Origin of the sequence: Halobacillus litoralis, assembly GCF_009856445.1 — a bacterium.
In the GTDB taxonomy this organism is placed as follows: domain Bacteria; phylum Bacillota; class Bacilli; order Bacillales; family Halobacillaceae; genus Halobacillus; species Halobacillus litoralis.
In genome coordinates, this window is the sequence record NZ_WMFA01000007.1 from 25,238 (window position 1) to 42,606 (window position 17,369).

The 17,369-nt window shown below is 42.1% G+C and carries 17 protein-coding genes; all 17 read right to left on the reverse strand.

The features are described 5' to 3' along the window. Positions 1 to 32 precede the first annotated feature (32 nt). Entirely contained in the window at positions 33 to 599 is a 567-nt protein-coding gene (locus GLW00_RS15175; RefSeq protein WP_160915461.1) for a Maf family protein, read from the reverse strand. A 162-nt stretch (positions 600 to 761) separates the two neighbouring features. Further along, a complete protein-coding gene (locus GLW00_RS15180) occupies positions 762 to 1,574 on the reverse strand; it encodes an SPOR domain-containing protein (protein WP_160915462.1) in 813 nt (270 codons plus the stop codon). Positions 1,575 to 1,667: 93 nt separating this feature from the next. After that, on the reverse strand, positions 1,668 to 2,522 hold the full coding sequence (locus GLW00_RS15185) for a hypothetical protein (RefSeq protein ID WP_160915463.1): 855 nt from the start codon (positions 2,520 to 2,522) through the stop codon (positions 1,668 to 1,670). Next, positions 2,519 to 3,097, reverse strand: coding sequence for a PilN family protein (locus tag GLW00_RS15190; RefSeq protein WP_160915464.1), 579 nt, complete (start codon positions 3,095 to 3,097; stop codon positions 2,519 to 2,521). Before GLW00_RS15190 ends, GLW00_RS15185 begins: the two co-directional genes overlap by 4 nt. Positions 3,098 to 3,121: 24 nt before the next feature. Then, entirely contained in the window at positions 3,122 to 4,087 is a 966-nt protein-coding gene (gene pilM, locus GLW00_RS15195; RefSeq protein WP_160915465.1) for a type IV pilus biogenesis protein PilM, read from the reverse strand. Then, a complete protein-coding gene (locus GLW00_RS15200) occupies positions 4,071 to 4,859 on the reverse strand; it encodes a prepilin peptidase (RefSeq protein ID WP_160915466.1) in 789 nt (262 codons plus the stop codon). The genes pilM and GLW00_RS15200 overlap by 17 nt, the downstream gene beginning before the upstream one ends. A 68-nt stretch (positions 4,860 to 4,927) precedes the next feature. After that, a complete protein-coding gene (locus GLW00_RS15205) occupies positions 4,928 to 5,377 on the reverse strand; it encodes a prepilin-type N-terminal cleavage/methylation domain-containing protein (protein WP_160915467.1) in 450 nt (149 codons plus the stop codon). Between the two features lie 138 nt (positions 5,378 to 5,515). Next, the gene (locus GLW00_RS15210; RefSeq protein WP_160915469.1) at positions 5,516 to 6,724 is read right to left on the reverse strand and encodes a type II secretion system F family protein; all 1,209 of its coding nucleotides are present in this window, start codon (positions 6,722 to 6,724) and stop codon (positions 5,516 to 5,518) included. 1 nt (position 6,725) lies between these two features. Then, positions 6,726 to 7,766: a type IV pilus twitching motility protein PilT gene (locus tag GLW00_RS15215; RefSeq protein ID WP_160915471.1), complete on the reverse strand. Its 1,041-nt coding sequence runs from the start codon at positions 7,764 to 7,766 to the stop codon at positions 6,726 to 6,728. Positions 7,767 to 7,780: 14 nt separating this feature from the next. Next, the gene (locus tag GLW00_RS15220) at positions 7,781 to 9,403 is read right to left on the reverse strand and encodes a GspE/PulE family protein (RefSeq protein WP_160915473.1); all 1,623 of its coding nucleotides are present in this window, start codon (positions 9,401 to 9,403) and stop codon (positions 7,781 to 7,783) included. A gap of 23 nt (positions 9,404 to 9,426) precedes the next feature. Beyond that, on the reverse strand, positions 9,427 to 10,737 hold the full coding sequence (locus GLW00_RS15225) for a VanW family protein (protein WP_160915475.1): 1,311 nt from the start codon (positions 10,735 to 10,737) through the stop codon (positions 9,427 to 9,429). 30 nt (positions 10,738 to 10,767) lie between these two features. Continuing rightward, positions 10,768 to 11,514 carry a PRC-barrel domain-containing protein gene (locus GLW00_RS15230; RefSeq protein ID WP_160915477.1) on the reverse strand — a complete coding sequence of 249 codons (747 nt, stop codon included), beginning with the start codon at positions 11,512 to 11,514 and terminating at the stop codon, positions 10,768 to 10,770. 20 nt (positions 11,515 to 11,534) lie between these two features. Then, the gene (locus GLW00_RS15235) at positions 11,535 to 12,881 is read right to left on the reverse strand and encodes a hypothetical protein (protein ID WP_160915479.1); all 1,347 of its coding nucleotides are present in this window, start codon (positions 12,879 to 12,881) and stop codon (positions 11,535 to 11,537) included. A gap of 17 nt (positions 12,882 to 12,898) precedes the next feature. Beyond that, complete coding sequence (locus GLW00_RS15240) at positions 12,899 to 14,602, reverse strand: polymer-forming cytoskeletal protein (protein ID WP_160915480.1); 1,704 nt, start codon at positions 14,600 to 14,602, stop codon at positions 12,899 to 12,901. Between the two features lie 5 nt (positions 14,603 to 14,607). After that, positions 14,608 to 15,108, reverse strand: coding sequence for a PulJ/GspJ family protein (locus GLW00_RS15245; protein ID WP_160915482.1), 501 nt, complete (start codon positions 15,106 to 15,108; stop codon positions 14,608 to 14,610). Next, complete coding sequence (locus GLW00_RS15250; RefSeq protein WP_160915483.1) at positions 15,105 to 15,515, reverse strand: PulJ/GspJ family protein; 411 nt, start codon at positions 15,513 to 15,515, stop codon at positions 15,105 to 15,107. The genes GLW00_RS15245 and GLW00_RS15250 overlap by 4 nt, the downstream gene beginning before the upstream one ends. Before the next feature lie 117 nt (positions 15,516 to 15,632). Further along, complete coding sequence (locus GLW00_RS15255) at positions 15,633 to 17,366, reverse strand: sensor domain-containing diguanylate cyclase (RefSeq protein ID WP_160915484.1); 1,734 nt, start codon at positions 17,364 to 17,366, stop codon at positions 15,633 to 15,635. Positions 17,367 to 17,369: the final 3 nt, after the last annotated feature.

Consider the following 17,369-nt stretch of genomic DNA (forward strand, 5'->3'; position numbering starts at 1 on the left):
CCTTTCCTTCTATGTCCCCATGAAAGAAGGAATTAACCAGGGAAGATGCCTAACCTCTTAAGTTCCCGTGCGACTCGTGACAGTGGAAGACCCACGACACTGTAATAGTCTCCATGGATTTTTTCAACGAACAAGGATCCTTTCCCCTGGATGCCGTATCCTCCCGCCTTATCCCAGGCCTCTCCCGTCTCGATATAAGCATCGATCTCCTCTTCTGACAACTTGTAAAAGGTGACTTCTGTTTTAACATGGAACATATCCACCGTCCGGTTTGCCTTTAGGCAAACCCCTGTATAAACCTCGTGGGTCGTATCACTTAAAGAACTTAAATACTTCCTTGCTTCCTGCTCACTTTTCGGTTTCCCAAGGATTCCGCCATTGTTAACTACAACAGTATCCGAAGTAAGAAGCACTTCACTTTCCTCGACCTCTACGTTTTCAGCCTTCATCCTAGCTAAATGGAGGACAGCTTCTTCGGGGGACATCCCTTCCTCAATCACCTCATCAGCGTTGGATGGACGGATATCAAACTCATACCCGGCAAGCTCAAGCAGTTCCTTTCTTCTTGGAGACTGTGATCCTAAAACTAAGCGCATCATTCCAATATCATCCTTTCTAAACATGGGGCTCTTCCTATAGTACAAGATTTTTAATGAGCCGAGGATTATAGAAAACATCATTTTCTATAAGAAAAAGATATAAAAAAAGAGTTTTCAATTAAGAAAACTCTCTTTTTCATAGAATATCACGTGCTGTTTTCCTTATTCTAATGACTGAGCAACTTTTAACCAGTTGATATTCGTATCATCCTGGGATTCCCATTCCTTTAAAGCTTGTCCAAGTAATGTACTCTCGCCGACTTCATCCATAAGATTTTTTCTTTCATTCTCAGACAACCCTGTCATTTCATGTGTTTCAATGGCCGTGGTCAACTCTGTGGGGATTTCTTTATCAATCGTTACAACAAAAGGCTTCACATAAGTATCTATGCTTTTTCCGGCAAGGCGCCCAGCAATCTGATCCGCTTCCTGTTTATTCGGAGCACTCCCAACAAACAAGAAATATTGACCATCCCTTTGCCAGACCATCGAGGGCACAAGCAGAGCCGTTAATTTGCTCTGCCACTCATCAGCCTTCCCCTCAGTTGAAAAGGCACCCGCTTGAACGATATACGTCTCAAACGTTTGTGTAGGACCACTCGGGAGATCCGAAACCGCCTCTTCCTGGGAAGTGACCACTTCCGTGTTTGGATTCGCTTCCCCAGACGCAGGTACGGCTTCGGATCCTGTCGTGGATGAATCCGTTAAAGATACAAACATACGAAGAAGCAGGAAACCTAAACCAAGACTGACAAAAAGGGCAGTCAGAGCTGTAGTGATCAACGGCCTGACTGGAGTTTGAGAAAAGCGTTTCTTTTTAAAAGGAATGTGATACACCCGGGTAGCGGGACGTTCATCTTCCTTATCTTCCTCTACGGCAGCGGCTTGTTCCTTTTGTGTCCGAACAACTTCATTTTTCGTTTCCTGCTGATGTTCGTTTCGAAATGAAATGGAGATCTTATTTTTGGAATCCATGGTTTGATCACTCCTGCAAGGTTTGTTCCAACCCTATCACAGCAGTTTTAAAAAGGACGCTGAAATTTGTCAGTAGCCCTTCGACAATTTTGGCTACAACTGGCTCTCAGCTTCTGAATCAGGTGTTTCCTCCTCTTCTTCATCTACAAAGTGCCGCTGTTCTTCAACCGATGTCTTTTCTTCCTCTGTATTTTTAGACACAGATGGACTCATGTTTTCCCATTGTTCCATAGCAAAAGGATCTACCTTATTCGGACTCCCCCCATAATGGTATTGGGGTGCTTCATTAGCGAGTTCGGCATATAATGGCTGATAATAGCTATTCATGACGATGGAATAGCCAAGTTCATTCTCATTTTCAGGAGCGTCAAACTGCACCGACTCAATCTGTACTACTCGTGATAAAGATTGAATCTCTTTTATAAAACCGAGCATTTCATCATAGTTTTCGGACGTCACATCGACTGTGAACTGAAGGGTATGAAGCCCTTCAATCAGTTGCTCCGCCTCATCGTCTATGGGCTTATCAACCTCTGTATCTAAACCTTCTGCCTCCTCGTTATTTCCACCTTTATCTACGAACTCATCTTCTGGTTCTTTTATCGTTAGAGATGACTCTGAATCAGCAATACTAATACTGTTGATCAAGCTTGTTGAAGCATTCTCTGCCCGGTCAAGACCGATCAACAATTGGTCGATGAGAGGAACGACTGGTAATTGTTGCTGAATCGTTCGTGAAGTGAGGATTTGTTCTCTTTTACTTTCTTCCTTGTTACTCTCTATGGCAGAAAGAATTTTTTGTTCCTGCGCTAAACTGTCTTCCTGCTCTGCCACCTGCTCCTTGTAGGGAGTCAGAAAAACTCTTTGACCGAGTATGTAAAACGCAATGATAAGAAAAAAACCTGCCATGATGATCCATAAAATCCGGCGATTCCATTCAATTTTCATTGGATAGACACCCCCTCAGCTGCAAGCGTAGCTTCTTCGAGAACGATATAATAACTGGCAATATACCGCGGTTGATAATCGTACAGGTCCTCTGTATCGTCCACCACATCCGTTTCCACACCTGCTAATTTAACATCAGAGATGAACGATTGTTGAAGGAGTGTATGGGTATATTTCGCCGCATCCTGAATTGTGTCAAACCTTACATTCACGTTAACTTCCGAGGCACTGGTTAAAGCAAAGGATTCAAAAAAACCTCGCTCAGGAAGCAGCGATACAAGTCCTTCCACAACAGGACCCGTAGGTACAACCGTGCTTTTCAGCTCCTGGAGAGAACTTTTCAACTGTTCCCTTTCCGTCCCGTCACCTTCAGATGGGCCGGCCAAGTTTTCCTGTTCCCTCTGCACCTGCAAAATCTGTTCATCCAATCGAGAAGATTCATTAACCAAAGTTGTCTTTTGTGCATGGAACACGATAGCCATAATGAATAAAAGGAGAGCGAAGAAAGCGACAGCTATGTATGGCAGAATATTTCTCTTTTCTTTTTGTTCCAATAAATTAATTTCCACTATCATTTTCTCATCCCCTGCCTTTGTCCTTTATGGCTTAATCGCTAAACCAATGGCATCCATATATTCAGCACTGGAAGTTTGGTTTGATTCCAGGAAAACGTCTGCATCCTTCAAAGCAGCGACCTGTATCCCTTTTTCTTCAAGCAAATCCTTTACCCGTTCATTCTCCGGCCAATCTCCTGTTAGAAGGACCTTAGAAACCGAGGCTTCACCATTCATCACAGAGAATCGATAAAAGTCCATAATTCTTTCCACTTCGTTTATCTGGTCGTAAGTAAATTCAATTGGACCTTCATCATTTCCCTGCCAAAGATAGTGACCGTTTTCCCTTTTCCATAATGTCATGGATAGCGGACTTCTAGTGTGGTTGATAAATGCTGGTACATGTTCGTTAAAGACCGTCAGTACACACCCATCCAAATTCCAGTCAATCAATAGTAAGTGTTCTCCTTCTGAAGTCAATTCCAAATACTCATACAAACGATAAATAGACAGGGCACTAATATCAGCCGCTTTCGTTTTAAGCTTGGCACCATTGAACACCTGATCCAGCATTCGAATCTGCTCTTCCGGAAAAGAGAACAGAAGCAGCTTTTTATACTCCCCCTTTTCACCAAGGACACTATAATCAAAGGCAGGGTCATCGAAAGGGAGATGGAGGGTTTCCCCCAATTGCATATATAAATACCCTTTGATTTCATCGTCCTTCAGATGAACTGGTACATCATAAGGACGGACAACAACCGAGTGATCCGGCACCGTAAAATAAAGTGTTTTTTTGCTCCAGCCCTTATTCTCAACGAAGTTGTCAACGATTCTAGTAAGCTCACTGGCATCTTTGACTTTCCCGTCCTCCATCACGTGAGGAGGAAGAACAATTTCACCCATATCATCCATTTCACCCGCATGGCCGGACTTCGAATACACATAGCGAATGCAATGATTTTTGATTACAAAATTCACTCGACCACTGGTATTAAAAAAACGAAACAATGGTCTCCCCTCCTCCTAAGAAAAATGTTTCAAAATAAAATTGCAGCAAATCAAATCCAAAAAGGTAACTGATGACCGCAGCCATCACAATCGATGGGCCGAAAGGAAAGGGATCTTTCCTTCCTATAACTTTGAAGCTCAACAATGTCAAGCTGACAACCGTACCAATTAAAGTGGCTAAAAATAAAGTTAGCAACGTTAACTTTAAACCCAAAAGGATCCCTAACGTTCCCAAAAGCTTCATATCTCCCGCTCCCATGCCACCTTTACTAAGGACTATAATCACAAAGATGATCCCAAAGCCGGCTAGAGCGCCATATATGGAGTCATACCATGGCTGCAACGGATGGAGTGTTCGGAAGATGATAAAGCTTGGCGCAAAGAATAACAAAAGTTTATTTGGTATAAGCATGTAGTTTATGTCACTCACTGTTACTACAACCGCTAAAGATATCAATAGAATTGCGCCTGCAAATTCCAATGATAAGCCCAGGTTTATGTATGCTAATAAAAACAGGAAGCCCGTAATCAGCTCAATGAGGGGGTATGTAATTGAGATTGAAAGCTGACAATGTCTACATTTACCTTTGGATATGAGGTAAGAAAATAGAGGGATCAGATCTCTTTCTTGTAAAGGAGTGGTACAGTGTGGGCAAGCTGAGCGCGAGGTTGTGAATGGGATGTTTTTTGGTAAGCGTAGACCGACAACGTTTAAGAATGAACCTAGAATAATACCGGTTACAAATATATTTAATGCTTGCAGTAATTCCATATTTTTCTCCTTAATAAATTTGTTAGAGAAGGCCTCAACATAAATTGAGGCCACTATACCTTATTTAATTAATTTGAGCCATTTTCTCCTTCAGTTTCTTCAATTTCCTCAGAACCACCTGTAATTTCTGCTTTGGTCAAACCAGTGATATCAGTATCACCTAAAGTGACAGAATAAGTTAATGATCCATTACCTGCTTCTGCAATGTTAACTGAAGCACTTGAGTAAGCAGAATCAGTTTCTGGATTCAAGGGTACTTCATCCAAATAACCTGCTGTAACTAATGCACTAGCTTGTACATCACCAGTACCGATATCTCCACTAACATGAGCTAACCTTGCTGATTCAATTAGAGACAAAGCGTTAGCATCGTGTGCATCATCTTCTGTATTAGCTATCAAACTTCCAATAGAAGGAATAGCAATAGCAGCAATAATCCCCAAAATAACAATAACAGCCAAAAGCTCAATCAACGTGAAACCTTTCTCATTCTTCAACATTTCTCTTAACTTCTTCATTTTCCCTCTCCTTTTTGTAGTACTTTCGATTTTCTGCTAATGGATATGTGCTACTTTTTTCACTAGCAAAAGGTCCTATGTTCATTATAAAGGATACTTGGTGATCAAACTAGTATTTTTGCACATTCTTACAAATTCTTAATTAATGGTATCGAAGATCGAAAACATCGGCACCGCGATTGCCGCTACAATCCCTCCGACCACGAGTGCGAGGACTAAGATCATTAGTGGCTCAATCAGCGTCTTTAATCGGTCCGTAGTATATTCGAGCTCTGATTCATAGAATTCAGCTACTTTTGAAAGCATGTAATCAAGCGATCCGGTTTCCTCACCTACAGCCATCATTTGGATGACCAGGGGCGGGAAAATGGGGTATTGCCGCAATGGATCGGAAAGGTTGTTTCCTTTTTCCAGCGATTGATAGCTATTCATGATTGCTCGTTCGACCACTTTATTTTCTACGACGTTTTGTGTCACTTGCAGGGACTTTAAGATAGGGACGGAGCTGTTCATCAACGAACTCAATGTACTTGTCATTCGAACTAGAGCGGCTTTTTGGATCAACGGACCGAAAACAGGAATTTTAAGCTTCATTACATCAACGGTATACTGCAGCTTTGGATTCCTGTCTACGACCAGTTTAAAAGTGACCATGAAAAGCGCAGGTAGAAGGACGGCCACATACCAGAAGCTCTGGAAAAACTGGCTCAGGCCAAGTGTAAGCTGAGTAATCCAGGGCAGCTCTCCTCCCATCGTATCGAACATACCTGCAAACCTTGGTACAACGAAGGTTAATAGAAAAATTACAATCCCAATCGCTATTAGACCGACCACAAGCGGGTAGGTTAGAGCAGATATGATTTTCTGCCTTGTGTCGTATTGTTTTTCGTAATAAACAGCTAAACGTTCCAGGATATCATCAAGATTCCCACCAACTTCACCCGCCCGTACCATATTGATGAATAAGTTTGAAAAGATTTTCGAATGAGAGCTTGCTGCGTCAGAAAAAGAACGTCCACTCTCTAATTGCTCACTGATATCATAGAGCGCTTCACTTAACGCCCGGCTATTGGATTGTTTTGCAAGAATTTTAGTCGATTCAAGCAAGGAAATTCCGGCTCTCATGAGCGTTGAAAACTGCCTCAGATAAATGACAAAATCCTTAGACTTTACCGGACTGCCTATTTGGATGTCCTTCAGAAAGATACTATCGATTTCTTTAATCTCCGTGATCGTCATACCCCGGTCTTTTAATGACTTGACGGCTTCTTTTCTGGAATTTGCACGCAGTCTTCCCTTTTGAACTTTGCCAAGCAGACTGCGCCCTCGATAGGAATAGTAAGGCATGCTATAAGCCCCCTTCTCTTAAATATGGAGCCGCATCCCGTTCATCAATGACTTTCTCTTTCAGCAATTCCTGGATTGACATCTCCAAGGTTTGCATTTGCTGTGCCCGGGATGTCTGCATGACATTTTCAATTTGATGAATCTTTTCATTTCGAATCAAATTTTTGACCGCCGGTGTATTTAGCAGAATCTCAACCGCAGCCCGTCTCCCTTTTTTATCCAAACGGCGGAATAAGCGCTGAGAAACGATCGCTTGCAGAACATTTGCGAGCTGTACCCTCACCTGGCCCTGCTGGTTTGGTGGAAAAACATCAATGATTCGATCGATGGTGTCCGGAGCATTGGTCGTATGTAAGGTGCCGAATACAAGATGACCGGTCTCTGCAGCCGTCAGGGCAGTTGAAATCGTCTCAAAATCCCTCAGTTCTCCAACCAGAATGACATCAGGGTCCTGACGTAAACAAGAGCGTAAACCATTGGCAAAATTCCTCGTATCAAACCCGACTTCACGCTGATCCACAATGCAGTTTTTGTGATTATGGGTGTACTCAATCGGGTCTTCCAGGGTAATGATATGCTTGCGGGCGGATTGGTTAATATAATCAACCATGGAAGCGAGTGTTGTAGACTTCCCTGAACCTGTAGGCCCTGTAACAAGTACCAGCCCCTGCGCATAGCTGCTTATTTTTTTCAACACTTGCGGCATGTGCAGATCTTCGATCGTAGGAATCTCCCGTGGTACAATCCTGACAGCCATCGAGAGACAGTTTCTTTGATAGTAAATATTGATACGAAACCTCGAAACTCCCGCAATCCCGTAGGATACATCCACTTCACGGTTGCTGATCAACTGTTTATGTAAATCCTCAGATAAGATCGCCTCCGCCATCCCGTTTGTATCTGCCGGTTTCAGCGGATTTTTTCCGTACTTCCTTAACTGACCATGTATTCTGAAAATCGGAGGCACCCCGACGGTTAAATGAATATCAGAGGCTTCATATTCGTTGGCAACCGTCAGGAGCTGATCAAATGTTTCTTTCATGTCTTACCACCTCGCTAGTCGACTTTTGCGACGCGAAGCACTTCTTCTAACGTCGTCAATCCCTGCTTCACTTTCAACAAACCATCATCCAATAAGAAAAGCATCCCCTGCTTCAATGCGTACCTCCGGACTTGGTCCATACTTCCGTTGTTCATCATCATCGTACGGATTTCATCATCAATGACTAACACTTCCTGAATAGCCATCCGACCTCGATACCCTGTATTTTGACAGCTGTCACAGCCCGCTCCTTTGTATATTGTGTCTGCCGTCATTCCACGTTTTTGAAACTGTTTTTTCTCCATTTCCGTAATGTCGTGGGACCGTCTGCAATCACGGCATATTTTTCTGACTAACCTTTGAGCAACCACACCTGAGAGAGAAGAAACAACGAGATAAGGTTCCACATCCATATCGAACAAACGAGGAATCGTAGCAATAGCACTGTTCGTATGTAACGTACTTAAAACCAAATGCCCGGTCAAAGAAGCTCGAATGGCAATTTCCGCTGTTTCCGAATCCCTGATCTCACCGACCATGACAACGTTAGGGTCCTGACGTAAAATCGAACGGAGTCCTTTCGAGAAAGACAGGCCGATAGATGTATTCACCTGCACCTGGTTCAGCCCTTCGATTTGATACTCTACAGGGTCTTCTACGGTAATAATATTGACATCGTCTGTATTCAAACGATTCAAGGAGGCATATAAAGTAGAAGATTTCCCAGAACCCGTCGGACCTGTAATCAGGATCAGGCCAGAAGGTTGTTCAATCAATTGTTTATATTTTTGAGCATTCAATTTGTTGAATCCGAGGTCTTCGATTGAACTCAAAGCATTTGAAAGATCAAGAATTCGGATCACGATTTTCTCCCCGTACACCGTAGGAAGGATTGAAATTCTCAAATCAACGGGAGACCGATCGACATTCGTCTTGATACGACCGTCCTGCGGCAGGCGGTTTTCTGTAATATTGAGGTTAGCCATAATTTTCACACGGGCAATCAAACTGTTTTGGAAGGACTTGGGTAATGTTCGTTCTGTTCTTAAAACCCCATCAATTCTGTAACGGATTAAAACCCGCGATTCCTGGGGATCGATATGGATGTCGCTTGATTTCAATTGGACACCTGCCTGAAGTAACTGGTCCACTAGTTTAATGGCAGGCGCTTCTTCCGTATCCTCTGCATTTTCCACAAGACTAGTATCATTCAAATTGTAATGACGGTTAACGGCCTGAAGGATCTCATGCTTCGTCGCAATAACCGGGGAAATTTTGAACCCTGTGGAAATCTTCAAATCATCAATCGAAAAATAGTCCATCGGATCCGCCATAGCTACTGTCAGTGCCTCGCCTTTTCGCTGAATAGGAACCAGGAGGTTACGAATAGCAAAGTCTTTGCTTACGATCGTAATCACATGAGGGTCAATGGGAAAATGAAACAAAGAAACATGCGGAATCCCCAGTTGAAATTCCAAGACTTCAATCAGTTGCTTTTCCGTCACATAACCCTTTTCTACAAGAACATCCCCCAGCTTCTGGTCCGGCTTTTTACTATCCAACGCTTCTTGAATCTGGTTCTCTTCAATAATCCCCGCATCTTTTAACAAATCACCTAATCTTTTTCTCTTAATCATGGCCGGCTCACCCTTTTTGTCCATTACTTAGATTCATCTTTAGGAACAACCTCCCAAATGCCATCCTCATTCTTTTGCAAGGATTCGGGATTTTTGGCGTCCCGTTCACTATCATCTTTGTCGGTATCATTTTTTCCATTTTTTGAATGAGAGCTACTTTCTTCTTTTACAGAGTCTGAATCGTCTCCAAGGCCTTCTTCCATACCAGGCGGGTGTTCCTCCACTCTAGCTACCGGCGGGTAATAGTCTTCAGAAATGAACTCCTTCACTTCTTCGGATAAAGATCGATCCACACGATAGACCGAGACAAGCTCGCCATTTTCACCTTCTTGTAAAAGATTGAATGTCCCCCTTTGGACAAGAGAAGAATATTGGATGATTGTTTTAGGAGATATTTCTTCACGTTCTAACACTTGGACATGGTAATCTGAGGCTGTCGGATATCCCATCCATTGAACCTCCACATTTCCAGCTTCTACACTTACCGAAAGTTGATAGTCTCCTGAAAAAGGGTTGTACACTTTCAAATCCTGATCTTGGTTAAGATCCACATTCGCTTCCATGCCAAGTTCTGCGTATTCTGGTAACCGGTGGCTGATATGTCTTTCCTGGATGATCATCCCGGCATTCACACTAGCTCCATAGATGGCAGAGGCCAGTACATCCAGGGAAACTTCATCGTAAACCCCATCATTATTTAACCAATAGTTGAAGGAAAAGACTGCCCCGTCTTCAAGCTCTTTTCCTTCAAATAACTTCTCAGCTCGGTCCATGCTCGTTTCTTGTGGAACGGCGAGCGTCTGTTCACCTATGCTCTCGTAGAGCGAAGCTGTATCCCCTTTTACAAAATCATAGGCGAGATACTCTAAACGGGAATCACCCAATTGTGCTGCATCCCTTTTCACAGTTTCAATGAATTGTTCCTGAGAAAATTCAGAAGCCAGTAAATCATTCATATGAGACTTCATGTCCGACACATAAGACTCATCAATGGTGATTTGCAGATCTCGATTGGTTGTTTGGATAGCTTGTTCAACCGTTTCAACTACATTAAATTGGAGCATTCCCGGATCAACAGCGAGTTCTTTTCCATCCAGTTTCACAATAATCGATTGGTTATCTTTCCAATGCTGTACTTTTTCATCCAACAGTTGTACCGCTTCTTCTTTACTTTTCTTTGATACATTGACGGAAGCAATAACGGTATTCTCCGGGAGGCGTTCTCCGGTAGTGACATATTGAATAGCCGCTGAACTTCCCATCGTAAAAAGAAACATACTCATCCCAACAGCAACTACCAATGAAATCAATTTAAGGTTCGGTATTTGTTTCAATTAGGAACACCTCCTATAAATCCTAAGGAATCACTTCACATTCATGCTCAATTCAACCATGACACTCGGACCGAACCTCTTCAATTGATCAATTCCGTCTTTAGTTAAAACTGCACCTTCTGTGACAACGGTCTCACCCTGGGAGTTCACGATATCTTTTGTTGCCTGTTTCCCTTCCAATAGTTCATCCTGCTTGCGATCAAGATCATCTATACGCTTCTGGTTAGCCGTTGTAGAGAAATGAATGGTTTTCTTTGTTTCCACTTGTGAGGCCTTTTCCTCCACATCGCCAGTTTCCTCTTTTCTTGTTGAAAACTCTTCGTTCAGAATCAACAGGTTTTCACCATAGGTAATGATATATTCAGAAGAAACTTCAAAGTTATCTTGATTACCTGCTCGCACATCTACAGAAGTAATTTGTCCATTCTTTTCATTCACATCGTACTCTGTAATTTCCCCCACTAACTCTCCGACTCGAGTCATGACTTGAGATCCTATAATAGAAACCTTCTTATTAATCAATTGGTTTGCAATGGGAATCTCATTCAAATCCAAAATGGAATGCGTGCTTTCAACCGTAATCGCAAATTTTCCAATCCCGATTATTTTTTGGAATGGAATCGCCTTCACACTCACTTGCCAATCTTCATGCTCCACCGTCAAAAAATCTACCGATCCTTTTTCCGGATTAATAACCATTGACTTCACTCGGCCAATCTCTTCACCGGCAGAGATACTGATAATCGGAAACCCGATAATTTCTACGCTTTTTTTCATGTCATCCTACACACCCATCATTATTTTGTATATTGAACTTGCTGGTGAAGCACATAACTTAACTCTTCGACGAGCAGAGGGTAAGAGGCGAACTTATTAATCAATTCACCTATAAACAGTTCCAGTTCACCTGTTTTCTCGTATTTGATATAATACTTGACCAGGTACTTGGAGACGGAGTAGTATTCAAGATCCGGTAATTGCTCAGATAGATGAGCTTTCACATAATCCTCATACTCTACTCCTGTCATTTGCCCTTCCATATATTCAATCTTCTCAATCAACAACTGTAGCAGCTTCTTCCTTAACGCTCCATCGGCAAACAATTCATCAACTTGACCTTCCTCAAGTGCAAGGCTATCCTCATCATCTTCCTTATCCGCATCCAAATTTTGATATGTGTGTGGGGATAGGATAACTTCCTGATGATCTACAGACATTCCTTCATCCTGATCGCTCATTTCCCGGGTAATATCATTGTCAGAATTTGTTGATTCGTAAATTTCATTTATGATTTCTTCTTCAGATTCTAAATCATCCTCCACAATGCTTTCTTGTGTATCCTCTTTAACACGTGGAAGCTTTTCAGACTTGGAAACTTTATCTTTTGGACCGTGTTCTTCCATATCCAATTGGAGATTTCTTCCCGCCATTAACTCTTCTTCTGTAACCTCTTCGGAATCCTCAAATTTCTCTCCATCTACTACACTTTGTTCTTCCATTCGTAACCGTGAAAGTTCTTCATCTAATAACAAAGATTCATCATCGCCGGCCCATCCGAACACATCTCCCTGCATTTTTACATCTTCTATATAGAAGCCATCATGCGATTCCTCTTCTTGAATGGGCTCTTCATACTCATCCAAGTTATCTTTAGAATCGCTTGATTTTGAACGTTCCACCTCAGTTGTTTCAGGAACGAGAATTCCTTCTTCTTTCTTTTCAGGATTTTCCTGTGGGAAATTCTCATCCTGAACAGGCCCTTTATCCGTCTGTCTCCCTGATAACTCGTCATCTTCTATAAGGTGTTCGTCATCATTGTCGTTACGGTACCGATTCTCATAGTCTTCCATTTGAGGAGGAATCTTTTTCTCATCTGATGATTCTTCTGTAGTCTCTTGTCCGACTGCAAATGCCCGAGGAGCTTTTTCCTGCAGAAATACGGCAAACACAACCCCAAGGACAAGCGCGGCTAGAATTCCCATCCAGAACGTATAGGTGATCGTAGCTAATAGCGCTAATGAACTAATCAATGATCCTGTGAGCCACACGATCATCCGGCCCTTCATAGGCAGGTTCATAGGAATATACCGCAAAACAATCAATGCGACACCAACCGTTACGAACCATACAAGTAGATCTGTCATTCATTTATTTCCTCCCTTCATGGACTGTAAAAGTGTTGATCGATTTCTTTTACTGTGACTTTATCGACCGTAGGTATACCTTCAGGCGGGTTAAGAATAAGCTCCTGAGCATACTCTATGGTCAACCTGGATGATTGAGGACTTAGAGAATCCTGATTCTTCTCTACATACAAGGGGTCACTACTACTTGAGAAATTAGTAGAACCAGCAAAATACTCATCACTGGTGGAACCTTTAACGGCATTTAACGTTACATTCCTTCCATATACACCTCCACGAATTTTCAAGTTAGAGCCAACCCCATAGATATCCAAGTCACTATTCGTATAAAAGAATGCATTGATAACTTTCGGTTCACTGTTATACAAATTATTGTTGGCAATTCTTAATTCTCCTTCACTTACCACAACGAGTGTACCGCCGCTTTCATTAGACAAGTTTTCTATTCGTCCACCCAAACGAGTATAAAGAGTCCCGTTCATATTCAAATCTTCCCTTATATCAACTTCATGATTTGTGTAAAGACTTCCCTGAAAGGTGAGATCACTTATGTAAACCCCGCATTTATTGTTGTGAGAGTTATTTCCATTGCAATTCCCGTTTTTAGGATAGCCATTAATATACATGAATCGATCTTCTGGCAATGTAACCGTTCCAGTTAAGTCCGCATTCTCATGGACATAAATGGAACCATCAACGGTGATAGAAGAATCCTCGTTTCCTTGGGGTTCAATAGTGAGATTACCGTCCACGATTAAATTTCCATCTACCTTCAAATGGGACCCGTGTAATTTCAAATCCCCACGTATATAGGTATCGCCATAAAACCGATCAGGAGCTTTTGGAGATTTCCCCTGTCTTTCATAACCTTTTTTAATAACCTGATAACCATCAATCTCTTTCATGTTGCCAGGATACGCTCTTGATGTGATATCGCCCATTGGATCGTTTCTTTTTCCCCTGATGTAGTCTAATACTTCTAACGGGGCCACATCAGGGTGTTCATCTACTATTCTAGGTTTAATCTCAAAGTAAGAGTCCAAGTCCTGTTCTGATAGTCTCCAATTCCAAAACCACCCCGGGCTCTCATACCGTCCCTTTACCGACAAGTCCCCCTGGATCGATGGGTAGGAGGTATTCGCCCATCGACCATACCCAGAAATGAAATATGCTTGATTATGTAACCTTAAATCATTTCCAACAAATACATCCCCTTTAATAAAAGGAGCTCCGTTTAAGCGCATATTTCCTGGAGTTACAGCTCCGTACCTGAATACATCAGCAATCGTAGAAACCGTAAAAGTGCGGACCAGCGTTTTACTTGAATCTTCTACAGGAACCTCTAGATCAATCCTTTGTAGAAAAACACCGTTCTCGCCATCTTTGAGAATCCTTTTCCTAATAATCCCTTCCTCACCTAACTCGTTCTCAACCTGATGAATCACACGATTAATTCTGCTGATCACTCCACCTAGACCAGGGGTCGCTTCAGTCAAATCATCATTGATTTCATCGATACCTTTCATAATCTGAGCCTTTGATTCCTGCACGGTCATTTCAGCTTCCGCTTTCGTCTCGATAAAATCGGTATTCGCGGAAGAAAACTGCTGAGAACCAATGGTATAGCTCATCAAACTCAAGCCTAAAATACTGAAGATGACGAACATGATAAGAACAGTAACAAGAACATAACCGTCTTCATTTTTACGAAGGTTTCTCATTAACATCACTCCGTCCCTAAGCGGAAGATTTTAACCAGACTGTACGTTTCATCTGTATTTTCTTTAGAAATTTCTAAAAGGACGGTCAGTTTACTGCCATCCAACTCGAACGTTGTATTGGATAAGTCCATATCTTCACTATTTTGTTGAATTCCATCTATAAGTAAATGACCATTCTGAATGGAAACATCTGTTGTTTCATCTATGTAAGTAAACGTTGAATCTTCATCCATGTCACCTAAATGAGTGGAAGTGGCGGTGAAAGCTTGAAAAGTTCCCGTCAGGTTGTTTGTGGGTTCAACCTCATCCACATTCATCAAGTTTTCTTCTAAACTTAAGAGGAGTATATTCGCTTCTTTTCTAATTTCAGTTTTTGCAGAAGAGGTTTCCACGGCACCTGTGACAAAGTAAAAGGCATGATAAGCGGCCACCATAACGATCATTGAGAGACTGACGACTGCAAGGAGCTCTACTAAAGTCATTCCTTTTTCACTTTTCATGTTCATCGTTCCACATATCCTTCTATTTGAGTCTCTTTACGATTTGTCGATACCGTAACGACGATTTTCGTTAAATAGTTACTCAAACCAGTCTTATCAGGTTCTGTCACCAGCACTCGGCCTTCATACTGGTCGATATTTGCAGCAGATGGCAATTCCAGCAGATCAGGGATGTTCACGACCATTTCCCCCTTGCCTTTTTTATCGTCCAAATCTTCCAGAGATTTAGATTGATAGGCTTTCAGTACCCCATCAGCTATTTCCATCGTCGTAAAGTCCTCATTAATCGTATTCGATTGTGTCAGCGTATTCATGACGATTTGTGTCGATACAATGAATATGACAAGCAGCAAGGCCATAGCTACGACCACTTCTACTAGCGAAAATGCTTCTTCCTTCCTGAAATCCGGCATCCGCCTTCTCCTCCAATTGGCATCTATTATCAAAATTATATCGTAAATATAGGACTTTGTCCTGGGATAATTCGACAAATTACCTACGAATCACACAAAAAAACTGTCCAATTCTAATCATTGAACAGTTTGAATCAGTTCTTTATAACTGGCCACGCGATCTCTGCCTTTCTGTTTCGCGCCGATGTACATCGCCCGATCCGCCTGACGAATTAAATCGAAAGCTTCTTCACAATGGTCAGGGCACGTAGCTACTCCTATACTCGCCGTTACGGAAATAGAGACGGGTTCTTGTGAGTCATGCATATGGACAAATGAATCAAAAGGTTTTTCAATAATACCCGCTCGTATGGAATGAGCTACTTCTACTGCTTCATTCTCGGAATAACCCGGCAAAAGCAGGACAAATTCTTCTCCCCCATACCTCGCAAGTGTCCCTCGTCCAGCTGACGCCTCTTGTATTCTCTCCGCCAGCGAAGCAAGGATCTCATTGCCACTTTCATGTCCGTAAGTATCGTTTACACGCTTAAAATGATCAATATCCAATAATACGAGGGAGACGGGATGTCTATTTTTTTGACGCTGATTGATTTCAAAAACGTTCACAATGTAGTCTTCAAAATAACGATAATTGTATAAGCCAGTAAGAGCACAACGCTCACTCTCTGCTTTCGTTTTCTCATAGTGTCTGGCATTATCTATCGCCACACCTAAATAGTTGCCTAGTATATTTAAAATCATGAACTGAAATTGTAAAAAAGCACGCTTTTTAATGGAATAAATGGTAATGATCCCAACAATTTCTCCATTCCTCTCCACGGGTACAGACAAAACGGTTTCAGCACGACCCGGGGTATATTGATTCTCTAAGTGTGACCATTCCGATTTCTTTTTATAGAAGACACTCTTTCCCTCCAACCATGTGTTGCCACTTATGCTTTGTCCTCTGGATAGTTGGATGTTTGGAAAATCGATTTCTCCCGATCGATCAAAGAAACGGATCAGCTCCATCCGTTTCTTTTTATTCACATCATAAACATAGATATAGTCCACCGGAAGGAGTTCGCTCAATCGATCGACGAAAATATCCAGCACTTCTTTCACTCCGAGCTTTCCTGTCAGCTCATGGCCGATGATACTCGTCTTTTTTAAATAGGTATTCACTTGATTGCTGTTATGGTAAAGCATCAGCATGCCGGAAATAAAAATAAAAGGAATGCCGACAAAGAAAATCCCACTGATACCAAATTCTGAAAAAACCATATAAAGGATAAAGCCGACAGGCAGGACAAGACTTGATGTTAACACTTCCCAGGCAAAACCTTTATCGAGCCATTTCATCTCTTTACGATAAAGAACTTTGGCTACGAAAGTTATGGAAAACTGGTTGAGAATAATTTGTGAGAGTGCATAACTCACAATAGGAAGTGCATCGCCTATATCATTCACAGCGGAAGGGCCGTGTGTGCCCCCAAGAGCATAATAAAGGCCAGCAGATACTACGGAAATCAGTAGAAACATAAACAAATTGATCGGTAAACGGTGCAGATTGGTTCTTCCAATCCTCATTTTAGCCATCAATGCTAAAATCGCTGTTTGGGAAACGATGATTTCTATGAAAAGTCCGTAATATAAAAAAACGGCAAATGCAATCCCCTGCGTAAAAAAGACGGGGTGGTCTCCGATTTGCAGCGGAAATAAAGCAACGATCGAAGCAAGGATGATAAATGCTGCGATCTCTATTCTGCTTCCTTCAAATACAGGGGATAACCACAAGTACAAGTAAACCAAACCAGCAGGCCAAGTGGATGCCCACACGAACCAAATTGCATATTTCTTTTGCTTTGTCATCCT